Below are 14,307 nucleotides of genomic sequence, written 5' to 3' on the forward strand. Positions count from 1 at the left end.
AGAGGGAGGAAAAAACAAATGAATAGTATTCTTGTACTGGTTGTCGGAATCGGCATTCTGATCGCCGGATACGTATTCTACGGAAAATGGCTTGCCGGGCAGTGGGGCGTTGATCCGAAACGGAAAACCCCTGCATTCACCGAGGAGGACGGTGTGGACTACGTTCCTGCCAAAGCTCCTGTCTTAATGGGACATCACTTCTCATCCATCGCAGGCGCAGGCCCGATCAACGGACCGATTCAGGCCGCTGTCTTTGGATGGGTTCCGGTTCTTTTATGGGTACTCATCGGCGGTATCTTCTTTGGAGGCGTTCATGATTACGGCGCACTGTTTGCATCCCTGCGCCACAAAGGACAGTCCATCGGCGAGGTTATCGCAGACACCATGGGAAGTAAAGCGAAAAAACTCTTTATCGTTTTCGCTTACCTGACCCTGATTCTTGTTGTTGCAGCCTTCGGTTCCATCGTTGCCAATACCTTCAAGGCAGCCTATACCGAGAGCGGCGCTGTCGATGTGGCAGCAAGTTCTGCAAATGCAACAACCGCTATGATTTCCATTCTGTTTATCGTACTTGCTGTTGTGTTCGGCTTCATGGTATACAGAAAAAATGTATCTCTTGGCGTTTCCACCATCGCAGGCGTTGCAGCTATCGTTGTCTGCGTTGTTGTTGGATTAAACTTCCATCCGATCTATCTCTCTGAGACAGCATGGATGGTAATCGTTGGTATCTATATCACCGTAGCTTCTGTTGCACCGGTCTGGATTCTGCTTCAGCCGCGTGACTACTTAAGCTCCTTCCTTCTGTACTTCATGATGATCGTAGCCGCTGTCGGTGTCATCGGAAGTGCTCTGATGGGCCATGCATCCCTGGATATCCCGGCATTCACCGGATTCAAAGATACGCTGGCTCCGACCGGAAGTTCTCTTGGATTTATGTTCCCGGCCCTGTTCGTAACCATCGCCTGCGGAGCAATTTCCGGATTCCATTCACTCGTTGGTTCAGGAACTACATCGAAACAGCTTGACAATGAGAAAAATGCCCGCCCGATCGCATACGGCGGTATGCTGATTGAGTGTGCGCTTGCGATTGTATCTCTGTGTGCAGTCGGCTACATCTGGTCCAGATACGCAGACGGAACCACCGTTGTTCCGACCGCTGTATTTGCAACCGGTATCTCCGAGATGGTAGCAACCATTCCGGGACTTGGCGGATCGACTCATGTACTGTACTCTCTGCTGGTTCTGACTGTATCGGTATTCTGCCTGACTTCTCTGGATACCGCAACCCGTCTGGCAAGATACATGTTCCAGGAGTTCTGGCTTGAGCCGGGACAGACTTACAAAGAGGCAACCGGCTACAAAGCCGTTCTGACCAATCCGGTTGTATCAACCGTTATCACCGTAGTACTCGGCATCGGCCTTGGCCTGACCGGTTATTCCAAAATCTGGCCGCTGTTCGGTGCATCCAACCAGCTGCTGGCAGCCATCGGACTTCTTGCTGTTGCCACCTGGCTCGGAAAAGTCGGCAAAAACAACAAAATGTTCCTGTTCCCGATGGTATTCATGCTGATCGTAACCATCACATCCCTTGTACAGACCCTGATCGCAAACTTCAAGGGCCTTGGCGCAGGCGTTGGCATCGGCTGGTGCGTAGCACGTATCGTGCTGGCAGGCCTGCTTGTCATCCTGGCGCTGATCCTGGCTGTCGATGGATTCAAGACTCTGGCAAATCAGAAAAAAGCAAAATAATGTGTGATTACAAAAAAGGCTCCCGGATAAAAACGGGGGTCTTTTTTTGTGACAGGGTTCTTGTGTTTGCGTCACACATACGGTATAATGATCGCAAGTTATTTCAGCGTGAAAGAAGGAAAACGGTTATGAAAAAAATTGTATTTGCAACAGGAAACGCCGGCAAAATGAAAGAAATCCGTGAAATCCTTGCGGATCTGCCGGTGGAAATTTATTCGATGAAAGAAGCCGGCATTTCGGTTGAGATCGATGAGAACGGCAAAACCTTTGAGGAGAATGCAAAAATCAAAGCACAGACCGTTGCCGGATGCACAGACGGCGACATGATCGTGCTGGCGGATGACTCCGGTCTGGAAGTAGATGCCTTAAACGGCGAGCCTGGTGTCTATTCGGCAAGATATATGGGAGAGGATACGTCCTACCGCATCAAAAATCAGAGCCTCGTTGACCGCCTGGAGGGCGTGCCGGTGGAAAAAAGAACGGCACGATTCGTCTGTGTGATTGCAGCTGCCTTCCCGGATGGAACAGTCTGTACCACCAAAGGAACGATCGAGGGAAAAATCGGTTACGAGGAACGCGGGGAGAACGGTTTTGGCTATGACCCGATTTTCTATCTGCCGGATATGAGCCGCACGACCGCAGAACTTTCTCCGGAAGAGAAAAACGCAGTCAGCCACAGAGGAAAAGCACTGGCGGCGATGAAAGAACAGATTGCATCATATTTGAAATAAGAAGAGGGAAGAGAATGAGTATGAAATTTCTGATAGTGAGCGATACCCATGGACGGATGTATAACCTTGAGGAGGCCATGGAACGTGAGGAGTTCGACGGCATGATCCACTGCGGTGACGTGGAAGGGATGGATGACCTGATCAAATCCAAGGTAAACGGCCCGTGCTATATGGTCATGGGAAATAATGACTGGTTTTCAGACCTCCCGGCGGAGATTCAGGTGAACATTGATGATTACCGTGCCTTTATCACACACGGTCATAACTACGGCGTATCGCTCGGCCTGGAGGGAATCTATGCGGAGGCACTTTCCAGGGGTGTGGATATCGTACTGTTCGGCCATACGCACCGGCCGGTCGCAGAAAAGCGTGGAAATCTCTGGATTGTCAATCCGGGCAGCCTCACGTATCCGCGTCAGATGGGAAGAAAACCAAGCTATGCCATGCTGGCGATCAACGAAGAGCATGAGCTTTCGGTGGAAATCAAGTATCTGGATTAAAAAACGGGTCGAAAAAGGGCGGAAAACAGCCCAAAATCGAATGAATTATCGCAACTAACATGACTATTCCAAAGAAAACAGGGTAGTACCGGAGCAGGTTCTGACTAATCCTTAAAAAGTTTGTCAAAAAAATACAATTTAGGTGTTGACAGATGAGAAAAGATATGATAAGATCTTTTTGTTGTCCGGTGAGAACAAAACAACACAAAAAACATTTTGAAAAAAATGAAAAAAAGTGTTGACAAACCGAAAACAATGTAATATAATAAATCTTGCGTCGAGCGCGAAAGGGTTAAACGCAAATCGGGAAACCTTGTTTACGGGGTGTGGCTCAGCTTGGCTAGAGCGCCTGGTTTGGGACCAGGAGGTCGCAGGTTCGAATCCTGTCACCCCGATGTCGTGCGGGTGTAGTTCAATGGTAGAACACCAGCCTTCCAAGCTGGATACGTGGGTTCGATTCCCATCACCCGCTTGCTGCTACAATTTTGTAGAAGCTGTGTGCTTGTAGCTCAGTTGGATAGAGCAACGGCCTTCTAAGCCGTGGGTCGGGGGTTCGAATCCCTCCAAGCACGCTTCACTAAAATTAAATAGTGAAAAAGACTGTAAGTCGTAATTATGGTGGGTATAGCGCAGTTGGTTAGCGCGCCAGATTGTGGCTCTGGAGGCCAAGGGTTCGAATCCCTTTATCCACCCTGCCAGCAAGGCGAAACATTGGCTATCGCCAAGCGGTAAGGCACAGCACTTTGACTGCTGCATTCGCTGGTTCGAATCCAGCTAGCCCAGTTGGATGCAAAAGTATACGGAGCATTAGCTCAGTCGGTAGAGCACTTGACTTTTAATCAAGTTGTCCGGGGTTCGAATCCCCGATGCTTCACTAAATAACCCATAGAAAACGCCCATGGAGGTTTTCTATGGGGTTTTTCTTTTTTTGAAAAAATAATATGCGGTTATGACGGAATTGGCAGACGTGCAGGATTTAGGTTCCTGTGCCTTTCGGCGTGTGGGTTCGAGTCCCACTAACCGCAGAAAAATCGTTACAGTTCACAGGTTCCCTGCGAACTGTAACATTCGCAGCCCTCATTTAAAGTTTTGCTTCGCAAAAGGAGGGCTGCTCACACCTGAATCACTTTCTTACGCAGCGAAACAGCAAGTGTTTCACTGCTGAGTGAACAGTAACGAAAAATCCACAGCAGTAAAATGATAAAAATCAGATTCTAAATAATTGCAGCAAAAATATTCGCGCATCAAATATCTTAAAAACTCCAAACAGAACCGAAAATCAAATAGAGAATAGATAGAGGAAAAATGGTATGACAAGAGAAAAGTATGAGTCATTGCCTTTGAGCACGCTGAAAGCGCTGGCAAAATCCAGAAACATGAAGGGGATTTCCACCCTGCGGAAAGAAGCGCTGATTGAGCGGATGCTGGAAGAAGATCAGAAAGAAAACCAGAAAAACATGGAAGAGCCGGCGGTTCTAAAAGAGGAAAAAAAGACGGAAACTGTACAGGATCAGAATCAGGAACCGCAGGAAAAGCGGGAGGACGGTATGGAGCGCCAGAATCGGGAAACCTCGGAAAACGGCACCGCGCGTCCGTACCAGAGACCGCGGTATGTCCGCCGGGAAGAGCGCAGTGAAAACGGAGAGCGCCAGGAGTACCGTCCAAGAGCGCCGCGTTTCAATGAGCGTAGATTTCAGGAACCACGAAATTATAATCAGAATAACCGTGAGGAAGAGCAAAGACAGGAGCCGCGTCAGGAAGCAGGGCAGGAAATGAGACAGGAGCCGCTGCGTCAGGAAGCAAGATCAGAGACGAGACAGGAACCGCGTCAGGAAACCAGCACGCTCGACAGCGGCCAGGAGGCCTGCGGCATCCTCGAGGTCATGCCGGACGGATTTGGATTTATCCGCTCCGACAACTATATGCCGGGCGACAGCGATGTCTACGTTTCTCCGTCCCAAATCCGCCGTTTCGGACTGAAAACGGGAGATATCATCCGCGGAAACACGAGAGTAAAGTCCGCAACCGAAAAATTCAGCGCCCTTTTATACTTAAAGAGCGTCAACAATCTGCCGCTCGACCAGATCATGCGCCGCGGCAATTTCGAAGATATGACACCGGTCTTCCCGGATGAGCGGCTGCGCCTTGAGCGCCCGGGCGGAAGCATGGCGATGCGGATCGTGGATCTTGTAAGTCCGATCGGAAAAGGCCAGCGAGGCATGATCGTCTCCCCGCCGAAAGCCGGAAAAACGACGCTTTTGAAGGATGCGGCAAAATCCATCCTGCTGAACAACCCGGAGATGTATCTAATCATCCTTCTGATCGACGAGCGGCCGGAGGAGGTCACCGACATCAAAGAAGCGATCCAGGGCTCCAATGTGGAGGTTATTTATTCCACGTTTGATGAGCAGCCGGAGCACCACAAACGCGTGTCCGAGATGGTCATTGAGCGCGCGAAACGTCTTGTGGAGAGTAAAAAAGACGTTACGATCTTCATCGACAGCATCACACGTCTTGCCAGAGCTTACAACCTGACCGTTCCGCCGAGCGGCCGTACCCTTTCCGGCGGTCTCGATCCGGCAGCACTCTACATGCCGAAACGGTTTTTCGGCGCGGCCAGAAACATGCGCGAGGGCGGAAGCCTGACGATTCTTGCAACGGCGCTTGTGGACACCGGAAGCAAGATGGACGATGTCGTTTACGAGGAATTCAAAGGCACCGGAAACATGGAACTCGTGCTCGACCGGAAACTGCAGGAACGCCGCGTCTTCCCGGCCATCGACATAGCCAAATCGGGAACAAGAAGAGAAGATCTGCTTCTGACACCAGATGAGCAGGAGGCCGTTTACAATATGCGGAAAGCATTAAACGGCATGAAATCCGAGGAAGCCGTGGAAAATATTCTGAACATGTTTGACCGTACCAGAAACAACGGCGAACTGATTCAAATTTTAAAGAAACAAAAAATAGTATAAGGCTTGCAATTTTCAAAATTGTGTGATACAATGAGAAAGCTGTGCAAGGTTGATGAGATTTTGTCAGCCTGAAATACGAAATCATCAGAGTAAATCTGAGAAGATAACAATATTAAGAAGAGGTGAATAAAATGAGAGAAGGAATCCATCCAGAATACCATCAGGCAACTGTTACCTGCAACTGCGGAAATACTTTCGTAACAGGTTCTACCAAGAAAGAGATCCACGTTGAGATCTGTTCTAAATGCCATCCGTTCTACACTGGCCAGCAGAAAGCTGCTGCAGCTCGTGGACGTATCGAGAAGTTCAACAAGAAATACGGCATGAAATAAGAATTGAATCAAGCAAGATGAAAAACGGGCTGAGGTTGGAAGATCTCAGCCCGTTCTTGCGTTACGGATGCAGAAAATCCCCTTTGAGGAGGTAAACGTAAATTATGAAATCATCCAATATTGGCGGCCAGGCCGTGATGGAAGGCGTCATGATGATGAACAAGGACCGCTATTCCGTCGCAGTACGCCGGCCGGACGGGGAGATTGAGGTTAAAGTAGAGCAGCACAAGCCGCTGACGAAGCACAAGGAGCTCTTAAAAGTTCCGATTCTGCGCGGTGTCTTCAGCTTTGCCGATTCGATGATCGTCGGCATGAGTTCCCTTATGTACTCCGCTTCGTTCTATGAGGACGAGGAGGAGGAAAAGAAAAAGCCGGCGACGAAAGAGGAAGAGGAGCAGCAGAAAGCGAAAAAAGAAAAGACAGACAGGCTGATGATGTACGGAACCGTCACATTTTCCGTTGTCATCGCCGTCGTTCTCTTTCTGATGGTGCCGTACTTCCTGTCCGAACTGCTGCACAAAGCGGGAGCCGGAACGACACTGACCGCGGTGGCAGAGGCCTTTGTGCGTGTGGCACTGTTCCTCGGCTATCTGGCAGCCATTTCCCGTATGGAAGACATTCAGCGCGTGTTCATGTACCACGGCGCCGAGCATAAATGCATCAACTGTGTTGAGCACGGTCTGGAACTGAACGTGGAAAACGTCTTAAAGAGTTCCCGGGAGCACAAGCGCTGCGGAACGAGCTTTCTTATGTACGTCATCGTCATCAGCATCATCTTTTTCATGTTCATCCGGGTCGATTCCCCGGTGCTGAAAATCGTGATCCGCCTGCTTCTCATTCCGGTGATCGCGGGCGTTTCGTATGAAATTATCCGCCTGGCGGGAAAAAGTGACAATAAACTGGTCAACCTGATCAGTAAACCGGGCCTGATGCTGCAGCACCTGACGACGCGCGAGCCGGATGCCGAGATGGCAGAGGTTGCGATCGCCGCTGTGGAGGCTGTGTTTGACTGGAGAGCGTACCTGAACGAAAACTTTGGTTATACGTACCCGGCCAAAACCGAAAAGAAAGAACATGAGGAGCCGTGACCGATGAGTGTGCACGATAGAAAAAACTTGAAATCTGCACTGGAATCCGCTATTCTGTACTTACAAAAGCAGGGGGTGGAGGAAGCCCGGCAGGACGCATGGCTTTTACTGGAGTATGTCTGCGGGATCAGCCACAGCACCTACTTTGTACACAGTGAAGATGAAATGCCAAAAGAACAGCAGGAGCAGTACGAAGCGCTGGTCAGAAAGCGCGGCGAACACATTCCGCTGCAGCAGCTGACCGGAGAGGCGTGGTTCTACGGAATTCCGTTTTTTGTGAATGAGCATGTACTGATTCCGCGGCAGGACACCGAGATTCTTGTGGAGGAAGCGCTCCGCGGCCTTCCAAAAGATGCACGGATCCTCGATCTCTGCACCGGTTCGGGATGCATCCTCATATCGCTTCTTGTGACGAGAGAGGACTGCACGGGAATCGGCGCGGATCTCTCCGAGAAAGCCTTACAGGTTGCGGAAAAGAACGGCGCACAGGCGGGCGGACGGGCATCGTTCGTAAAGAGCAACTTATTTGAAAACATCGAGGGAACCTTCGATGTGATCGCAAGCAATCCGCCGTATATCCGCACGGATGTGATTGAAACCCTGATGCCGGAGGTGCGCGACCATGAGCCGCGGATGGCACTCGACGGCAGTGCGGACGGTCTTGTCTTTTACCGGAAGATTACAGAGCAGGCAGGAAGCTATTTAAAAGAGGGCGGAAAGCTCTGTTTTGAAATTGGATACGATCAGGGAGATGAAGTGCGGGAGCTGATGGAAACCCACGGCTTTGCCGATGTACAGGTTCTGAAAGATCTGGCAGGCCTGGACCGCGTGGTGGCCGGTATCTGGCACAAAAAACCCTGACAGAAATGAATTTTAATTTTGACACCATAATGACATCATAAACAGACGAAAACAGTAAAAAGGAGCAGTCATTTTATGTTTGATAAACTTGATGATATCCTCATGCGTCTCGAGGAGGTACTGAATCAGTTAAGCGAGCCGGACGTCGCTGCCGATGCGGCGAAGTTCCAGAAGCTGATGAAGGAGCAGGCAGAACTCCAGCCGATCGCAGACGCATATAAGGACTATAAAACACAGAAACAGACCATCGAAGAGAGCCTGATGCTTCTCGAGGAGGAATCCGACGAAGAGATGCGCGAAATGCTGAAAGAAGAACTCTCCGATGCGAAAAAACGCGTAGAGGAGCTGGAGCAGGAGCTCAAAGTCCTGCTTCTGCCGAAAGACCCGAACGATGACAAGAACGTTATCGTAGAGTTCCGCGCAGGTGCCGGCGGAGACGAGGCGGCACTCTTTACCGCAGAAATCTGCCGTATGTACATCAAATACGCAGAGAGCCGCGGCTGGAAAACAGAGCTGACCAGCGCCGATGAAAACGGAATCGGCGGCTTTAAAGACGCAACACTTCTGATCAACGGAGCAGGCGCGTACTCCCGGATGAAGTACGAGAGCGGCACGCACCGCGTACAGCGTGTGCCGGAAACCGAGTCCGGCGGAAGAATCCATACCTCAACCATGACCGTAGCGATCATGCCGGAGGTGGACGACGTCGAAGTACAGATCGACCCGAAAGATTACAAATTCGATGTATTCCGTGCTTCCGGAAACGGCGGCCAGTGTGTCAATACGACCGACTCAGCAGTCCGTCTGACCCACTTCCCGAGCGGCATCGTCATTTCCTGCCAGGATGAGAAATCACAGTTAAAGAATAAGGACAAGGCACTGAAGATTCTGCGTGCCCGTCTGTACGACTTAGAGCAGCAGAAACAGCACGATGAGATGGCCGAGCTTCGAAAGAGCCAGGTCGGAACGGGAGACCGCTCCGAGAAGATCCGTACGTACAACTTCCCGCAGGGACGTGTGACGGATCACAGAATCAAACTGACCTTATACAAACTGGACGCCATCATGAACGGCGATCTGGATGAAATCATCGACAGTCTGATTGCAGCCGATCAGGCCGCAAAGCTGAGCAGCATGCAGGAAGAAGCATAATAATAAACGCTGCGAATCACGATTGGTCTACAGGATCGATTGTTGATAGAATAAACAAGAGAAAAAAGGGGAAAAGAGAAAGGGAAAACGCTATGAAGAAAACAGCACTTGTGATCATGGCAGCCGGAATCGGCAGCAGATTTGGAAAGGGAATCAAACAGCTTGAGCCAGTAGGACCAAACGGGGAGATCATCATGGATTATTCCATCCACGATGCACTGGAAGCCGGCTTCAACAAAGTAGTCTTCATCATCCGCAAGGATCTGGAGAAAGATTTCAAGGAAGTCATCGGCAACCGCATCAGCAAAATCACAGAGGTGGAATATGCATTCCAGGAGCTCGATGATCTGCCGGCAGGCTTTGCAAAACCGGAAGGCCGTACCAAACCGTGGGGAACCGGCCAGGCCGTTCTTGCCTGCAAAGGTCTTGTAAAAGAGCCGTTTGCTGTTATCAATGCTGATGACTATTACGGAAAAGATCCGTTCGTAAAACTGCACGACTACCTTGTACAGGAGCATGATGTGGATGAAGTTATGCCGATCTCCATGGCAGGATTCGTGCTTGGAAACACCTTAAGTGACAACGGCGGTGTTACAAGAGGTGTCTGCGTCGTTGATGAAAACGGAAATCTGACTGGTGTCAACGAGACGAAAAACATCGTAAAGACCGCAGAGGGCGCAGGCGTTGAAAAAGAAGACGGAACGGTTGATCCGATCGACAAAAACTCCCTTGTTTCCATGAACATGTGGGGACTGCAGCCGGAGTTCATTGATCTTCTGGAGAAAGGCTTTGTTGAATTCCTTTCTGCACAGAAAGAGGGAGATGTAAAAGGCGAGTACCTCCTTCCGATCTACATCGACGAGCTGCTGCACGCAGGAAAAGCAGAAGTAAAAGTTCTTCCGACCGACGCAGAGTGGTTCGGCGTAACGTATCAGGAAGACAAAGCTTCCGTAACAGAAGCATTCCGCAAACTGATTGCGGACGGCGTATACAGCGAGAAGCTGTACGACTAATTACGATATTTTGTTATTTGAGTGAATAACCAGAAAAAGCGTGTTTGAATGATTGCAAAAAATTTCAGACACGCTTTCTGCCCGAAAGGGGAAAGGAGCATACCATGGGTAAATATTTTGGAACAGATGGATTTCGCGGAGAAGCAAACATTGATCTGACGGTTGAGCATGCATATAAAGTGGGAAGATTCCTCGGATGGTATTTCGGAAAAGACCACAAAGCACAGATCGTCATTGGAAAAGACACCAGACGCTCCAGCTACATGTTCGAATATTCGCTGGTAGCAGGACTGACCGCATCGGGAGCAGACGCTTATCTGCTGCATGTAACGACCACCCCGAGCGTTTCCTATGTTGTCCGTACCGAAAACTTTGACTGCGGAATTATGATCTCCGCCAGCCACAACCCGTTCTATGACAACGGAATCAAAGTGATCAACGGCCTGGGACAGAAACTGGAAGCCGACATCGAAGCGCAGATCGAAGCCTACATCGACGACGGAACACCGAAGATCCCGTTCGCAACGAGAGAAGACATCGGACGTACCGTGGATTTTGCAGCCGGAAGGAACCGCTACATTGGACACCTGATCTCGATTCCGACAAAATCCTTTAAAAACATGAGAGTCGGACTCGACTGCTCCAACGGAAGTGCCTCTTCCGTAGCCAAGAGCGTGTTTGATGCCATCGGCGCCAAGACATATGTGATCCACAACGAGCCGGACGGAACAAACATCAACTGCGGCTGTGGTTCCACCCACATCGAAGAGCTTCAGAAATATGTAAGAGAGAAACACCTCGATGTCGGATTTGCCTACGACGGAGACGCAGACCGCTGCATCGCTGTCGATGAGCTGGGAAATGTGGTAGACGGAGACCTGATCATGTATGTCTGCGGTAAATACTTAAAAGAAAAAGGCCAGTTAAACGGAGATACGATCGTGACCACGATCATGTCAAACCTCGGTCTTTACAAAGCGTGTGACCGCGCCGGTATCCGGTATGAGAAGACGGCAGTCGGCGACAAATACGTGTGCGAGAACATGATGGCAAACGGCTATTCTCTCGGCGGAGAGCAGTCCGGCCACATCATTTTCAGCAAGCACGCGACGACCGGTGACGGAATCCTGACCTCCCTGATGGTGATGGAAGTGCTGATAGATAAGAAACTCCCGCTCAGCACCCTGACAGCCGAGGTAGTGATTTACCCGCAGCTCTTAAAGAATGTCCGCGTGGCAAACAAAGCAGCTGCAAAGGCCAACCCGGCAGTACAGAAAGCAGTAGAAGACGTAGCAGAGGCCCTGGGCGATGACGGACGCATCCTCGTAAGAGAGAGCGGCACCGAGCCGGTGATCCGTGTCATGGTGGAAGCACCGGACGACGCAACGTGTGCAAAATACGTAGACCAGGTTGTTTCTGTGATGCATAAAGAAGGACTTGTGACAGAATGAAAAAAAGACTGGTAATCTTTTTTCTGGCGGCGGCAATGGTGCTTGGCGGCTGTGAAAATAAAAATTCAAAGCTTTATAAAAAGGGCATCGAGGCGCTCGAACAGAAGGACTACGTAACGTCGATTGCGATGCTGGAGGGAGCCGTAAAGGCAGGCGACCGACTGGCGGAGAGCTACCGGTCGCTCGGCATCGCTTATCTGAAAAGCCAGGAGTATGACAAGGCAAAAGAGGCTTTCAAGAGCAGTCTTTCGAGCATGAAGCACAAAGACGCGGAGTTTTCGCGCGATGTCATGTATTACGAGGCGGAAACCTGCGTACAGGCCGGAGATCTGGATGGAGCCATTGAGATCTGCACCAATATTCAGGAAGAAAAGGCAGATGCCGATGCGCTGTTCCTTAGGGGACGCGCGTACTTCCTGCAGAAGAATTACGAGCAGGCGAAGGTGGATTTTGATGCGGCAGTGGAGACGAAGGAGAGCTATCAGCTCTGCTTTGACATTTACGAGCTGTATCAGGAGAGCAGTATGAAGGCGGACGGAGACCGTTACCTCGAAGCGGCAGTGAAGATTGAGCCGAAAACGACCGAGGATTATTATAATATCGGCTGTGCATACTACTATCTGGAGGAGCAGGACGAGGCGGTCAAAGCGTTCTCGAAGGCAATGAAGGACGGCAGCAGCGCGGCGATGGAAATGCTCGGCGAGGTTTACCTTTCCAATGGTCAGAACGACGAGGCGAAAGCACTGTTTTCTTCGTATCTTTCGACAGATGGCTTTGCGGCGGCAGCCAACAACGGGCTGGCGCTCTGCGCACTTGCGGAAAACGACACGGACAGTGCACTCTCGTATATCGAGGAAGGACTCAAAACGGCGGAGGATTCCGACCGGGAAAATCTGCTGTTCAACCAGATTGTATCCTATGAAAAACGGGCGGATTTTGATACCGCGAAGTCGCTGATGGCGGATTTTCTGGCAGCATACCCGGAAAACACCGCGGCGCAGCGGGAAAATACGTTTCTCCAGAACCGATAACAGACGGAGGAAGTTGAATTGTTTGATTTAAGAGAAGAACAGGAGCGCGTGATTCTGGTCGGCGTACAGGAAAACGGCGGCGCAAACGCAGAAGAATCGCTCGACGAGCTGGCGGAACTGGCCAGCACCGCCGGTGCGAAGGTGGAGGGCCGCCTGGTGCAGGTGCGAGAGGCCATTCATCCGGGAACGTACATCGGAAAAGGAAAATTAGAGGAGTTGAAAATTCTGGTGCGCGCCTGCGATGCGACGGGCATCATCTGCGACGATGAGCTCTCCTCGATCCAGTTAAAAGGGCTGGAGGAAGCACTGGAATGCAAGATCATGGACCGTACGCTTTTGATCCTGGATATCTTTGCGGCGCGCGCCGTGAGCAGCGAGGGTAAAATCCAGGTTGAGCTGGCCCAGTTAAAGTACCGTGCGTCCCGACTTTCCGGCCTTGGCACATCGCTTTCCCGTCTCGGCGGCGGAATCGGTACGAGAGGACCGGGAGAGAAAAAGCTGGAAACCGACCGGCGCCTGATCCGCACGCGTATTACGCAGTTAAAACGTGAGCTTGAGGAAGTACGCCAGCACAGAGAGCTCCTTCGTGAAGGCAGAAAACGTTCCAAAATCCCGGTAGCGGCGCTCGTAGGCTATACGTCAGCGGGAAAGAGCAGTCTTTTAAATGCACTGACAGGATCGGAAATTCTGGCAGATGCAATGCTGTTTTCCACGCTGGATACGACGACGCGGTCACTGACCCTTCCGGATGGACAGGAAATCCTGCTGACCGATACGGTTGGATTTATCAATAAGCTGCCACATCATCTGATCGATGCATTCCGCAGTACGCTGGAGGAAGCACGGTATGCCGACTATATTCTCCACGTTGTGGATACGTCAAATCCGCAGATGGAGCTGCAGATGCAGGTCGTGTACGATACGCTGCGGGAACTGAAAGTTGAGGACAAAAAGATCGTCACCCTGCTGAACAAGCAGGATAAGCTTCTCGCCCCGATGGTTGTAAAAGATTTCCGGGCAGACGCGAGCCTTGCGGTCTCTGCCAAAACAGGACAGGGACTCGAAGACCTCAAAAATTTACTCTCCTCGTGGATGATGGAGGGAAAAATCTATATCGAGCGCCTCTATCCGTACGATAAGGCGGGAACGATTTCACTGATCCGCGGATACGGAATTCTGCTCGAAGAAGAATATCTGCCGGAAGGCATCCGCGTAAAAGCCTATGTACCGAAGGATATCTATCCGAGGGTATAGAGGTATGGCAAGCGGGCTTAAAAACGGCAGTACATCCCTTTAAGCGCCGTACAGCGCCGAAAAATGGAAGGGACAGAATACAAGTAAAAGTACCATATCTAGTGATGTTAGAAAATTTCACACTAGATATGGTACTTTTTACTATTGACGGGAGAAACATGCTCTGCTAT

Annotated in this window: 12 protein-coding genes and 7 tRNA genes; all 19 read left to right on the forward strand. The window is 50.6% G+C overall.

All coding sequences use genetic code 11. The annotated features are described in order from the left end of the window. Positions 1-18: 18 nt before the first annotated feature. The 19 genes from DXA93_RS07435 to hflX all read left to right on the forward strand — a co-directional run bounded on the left by DXA93_RS07435 (position 19) and on the right by hflX (position 14,137). Complete coding sequence (locus DXA93_RS07435; protein ID WP_119208001.1) at positions 19-1,749, forward strand: carbon starvation CstA family protein; 1,731 nt, start codon at positions 19-21, stop codon at positions 1,747-1,749. Positions 1,750-1,877: 128 nt separating this feature from the next. Beyond that, on the forward strand, positions 1,878-2,480 hold the full coding sequence (locus DXA93_RS07440; protein ID WP_117760504.1) for an XTP/dITP diphosphatase: 603 nt from the start codon (positions 1,878-1,880) through the stop codon (positions 2,478-2,480). A 14-nt stretch (positions 2,481-2,494) separates the two neighbouring features. Then, positions 2,495-2,980 carry a metallophosphoesterase family protein gene (locus tag DXA93_RS07445; protein ID WP_330415456.1) on the forward strand — a complete coding sequence of 162 codons (486 nt, stop codon included), beginning with the start codon at positions 2,495-2,497 and terminating at the stop codon, positions 2,978-2,980. A 320-nt stretch (positions 2,981-3,300) separates the two neighbouring features. Next, a tRNA-Pro gene (locus tag DXA93_RS07450) sits at positions 3,301-3,375 on the forward strand. A 6-nt stretch (positions 3,376-3,381) separates the two neighbouring features. Beyond that, a tRNA-Gly gene (locus tag DXA93_RS07455) sits at positions 3,382-3,452 on the forward strand. A gap of 26 nt (positions 3,453-3,478) precedes the next feature. Continuing rightward, positions 3,479-3,552 (forward strand) — tRNA-Arg (locus tag DXA93_RS07460). Positions 3,553-3,598: 46 nt separating this feature from the next. Beyond that, positions 3,599-3,672, forward strand: a tRNA-His gene (locus DXA93_RS07465). A 19-nt stretch (positions 3,673-3,691) separates the two neighbouring features. Beyond that, a tRNA-Gln gene (locus DXA93_RS07470) sits at positions 3,692-3,763 on the forward strand. Positions 3,764-3,781: 18 nt separating this feature from the next. Next, positions 3,782-3,854, forward strand: a tRNA-Lys gene (locus DXA93_RS07475). A 69-nt stretch (positions 3,855-3,923) separates the two neighbouring features. Then, a tRNA-Leu gene (locus tag DXA93_RS07480) sits at positions 3,924-4,005 on the forward strand. Positions 4,006-4,290: 285 nt separating this feature from the next. Continuing rightward, a complete protein-coding gene (gene rho / locus DXA93_RS07485) occupies positions 4,291-5,955 on the forward strand; it encodes a transcription termination factor Rho (protein ID WP_119208003.1) in 1,665 nt (554 codons plus the stop codon). Between the two features lie 131 nt (positions 5,956-6,086). Beyond that, the gene (gene rpmE, locus DXA93_RS07490) at positions 6,087-6,287 is read left to right on the forward strand and encodes a 50S ribosomal protein L31 (protein ID WP_022462139.1); all 201 of its coding nucleotides are present in this window, start codon (positions 6,087-6,089) and stop codon (positions 6,285-6,287) included. A gap of 104 nt (positions 6,288-6,391) precedes the next feature. Beyond that, entirely contained in the window at positions 6,392-7,375 is a 984-nt protein-coding gene (locus tag DXA93_RS07495; RefSeq protein ID WP_117801936.1) for a DUF1385 domain-containing protein, read from the forward strand. A gap of 3 nt (positions 7,376-7,378) precedes the next feature. After that, positions 7,379-8,236, forward strand: a complete 858-nt coding sequence (gene prmC / locus DXA93_RS07500; protein ID WP_117801937.1) for a peptide chain release factor N(5)-glutamine methyltransferase — start codon at positions 7,379-7,381, stop codon at positions 8,234-8,236. A 75-nt stretch (positions 8,237-8,311) separates the two neighbouring features. Then, entirely contained in the window at positions 8,312-9,388 is a 1,077-nt protein-coding gene (gene prfA / locus DXA93_RS07505) for a peptide chain release factor 1 (protein WP_022462136.1), read from the forward strand. 92 nt (positions 9,389-9,480) lie between these two features. Further along, positions 9,481-10,401: a nucleotidyltransferase family protein gene (locus DXA93_RS07510; protein ID WP_055219722.1), complete on the forward strand. Its 921-nt coding sequence runs from the start codon at positions 9,481-9,483 to the stop codon at positions 10,399-10,401. A gap of 104 nt (positions 10,402-10,505) precedes the next feature. Further along, on the forward strand, positions 10,506-11,852 hold the full coding sequence (gene glmM, locus DXA93_RS07515) for a phosphoglucosamine mutase (protein ID WP_022462134.1): 1,347 nt from the start codon (positions 10,506-10,508) through the stop codon (positions 11,850-11,852). Continuing rightward, complete coding sequence (locus tag DXA93_RS07520; protein ID WP_117804213.1) at positions 11,849-12,883, forward strand: tetratricopeptide repeat protein; 1,035 nt, start codon at positions 11,849-11,851, stop codon at positions 12,881-12,883. Before glmM ends, DXA93_RS07520 begins: the two co-directional genes overlap by 4 nt. Positions 12,884-12,901: 18 nt before the next feature. Then, on the forward strand, positions 12,902-14,137 hold the full coding sequence (gene hflX, locus DXA93_RS07525; RefSeq protein ID WP_055227015.1) for a GTPase HflX: 1,236 nt from the start codon (positions 12,902-12,904) through the stop codon (positions 14,135-14,137). Positions 14,138-14,307 lie beyond the last annotated feature (170 nt).

It is taken from the genome of Blautia sp. OF09-25XD (genome assembly GCF_003482095.1).
Classification (GTDB): domain Bacteria; phylum Bacillota; class Clostridia; order Lachnospirales; family Lachnospiraceae; genus Fusicatenibacter; species Fusicatenibacter saccharivorans.

Excerpts from the sequence above, each read along its gene's own strand:
- DXA93_RS07435 (WP_119208001.1), top strand. The coding sequence starts at position 19 with ATGAATAGTATTCTTGTACTGGTTGTCGGAATCGGCATTCTGATCGCC.
- DXA93_RS07440 (WP_117760504.1), top strand. The coding sequence starts at position 1,878 with ATGAAAAAAATTGTATTTGCAACAGGAAACGCCGGCAAAATGAAAGAA.
- DXA93_RS07445 (WP_330415456.1), top strand. The coding sequence starts at position 2,495 with ATGAGTATGAAATTTCTGATAGTGAGCGATACCCATGGACGGATGTAT.
- rho (WP_119208003.1), top strand. The coding sequence starts at position 4,291 with ATGACAAGAGAAAAGTATGAGTCATTGCCTTTGAGCACGCTGAAAGCG.
- rpmE (WP_022462139.1), top strand. The coding sequence starts at position 6,087 with ATGAGAGAAGGAATCCATCCAGAATACCATCAGGCAACTGTTACCTGC.
- DXA93_RS07495 (WP_117801936.1), top strand. The coding sequence starts at position 6,392 with ATGAAATCATCCAATATTGGCGGCCAGGCCGTGATGGAAGGCGTCATG.
- prmC (WP_117801937.1), top strand. The coding sequence starts at position 7,379 with ATGAGTGTGCACGATAGAAAAAACTTGAAATCTGCACTGGAATCCGCT.
- prfA (WP_022462136.1), top strand. The coding sequence starts at position 8,312 with ATGTTTGATAAACTTGATGATATCCTCATGCGTCTCGAGGAGGTACTG.
- DXA93_RS07510 (WP_055219722.1), top strand. The coding sequence starts at position 9,481 with ATGAAGAAAACAGCACTTGTGATCATGGCAGCCGGAATCGGCAGCAGA.
- glmM (WP_022462134.1), top strand. The coding sequence starts at position 10,506 with ATGGGTAAATATTTTGGAACAGATGGATTTCGCGGAGAAGCAAACATT.
- DXA93_RS07520 (WP_117804213.1), top strand. The coding sequence starts at position 11,849 with ATGAAAAAAAGACTGGTAATCTTTTTTCTGGCGGCGGCAATGGTGCTT.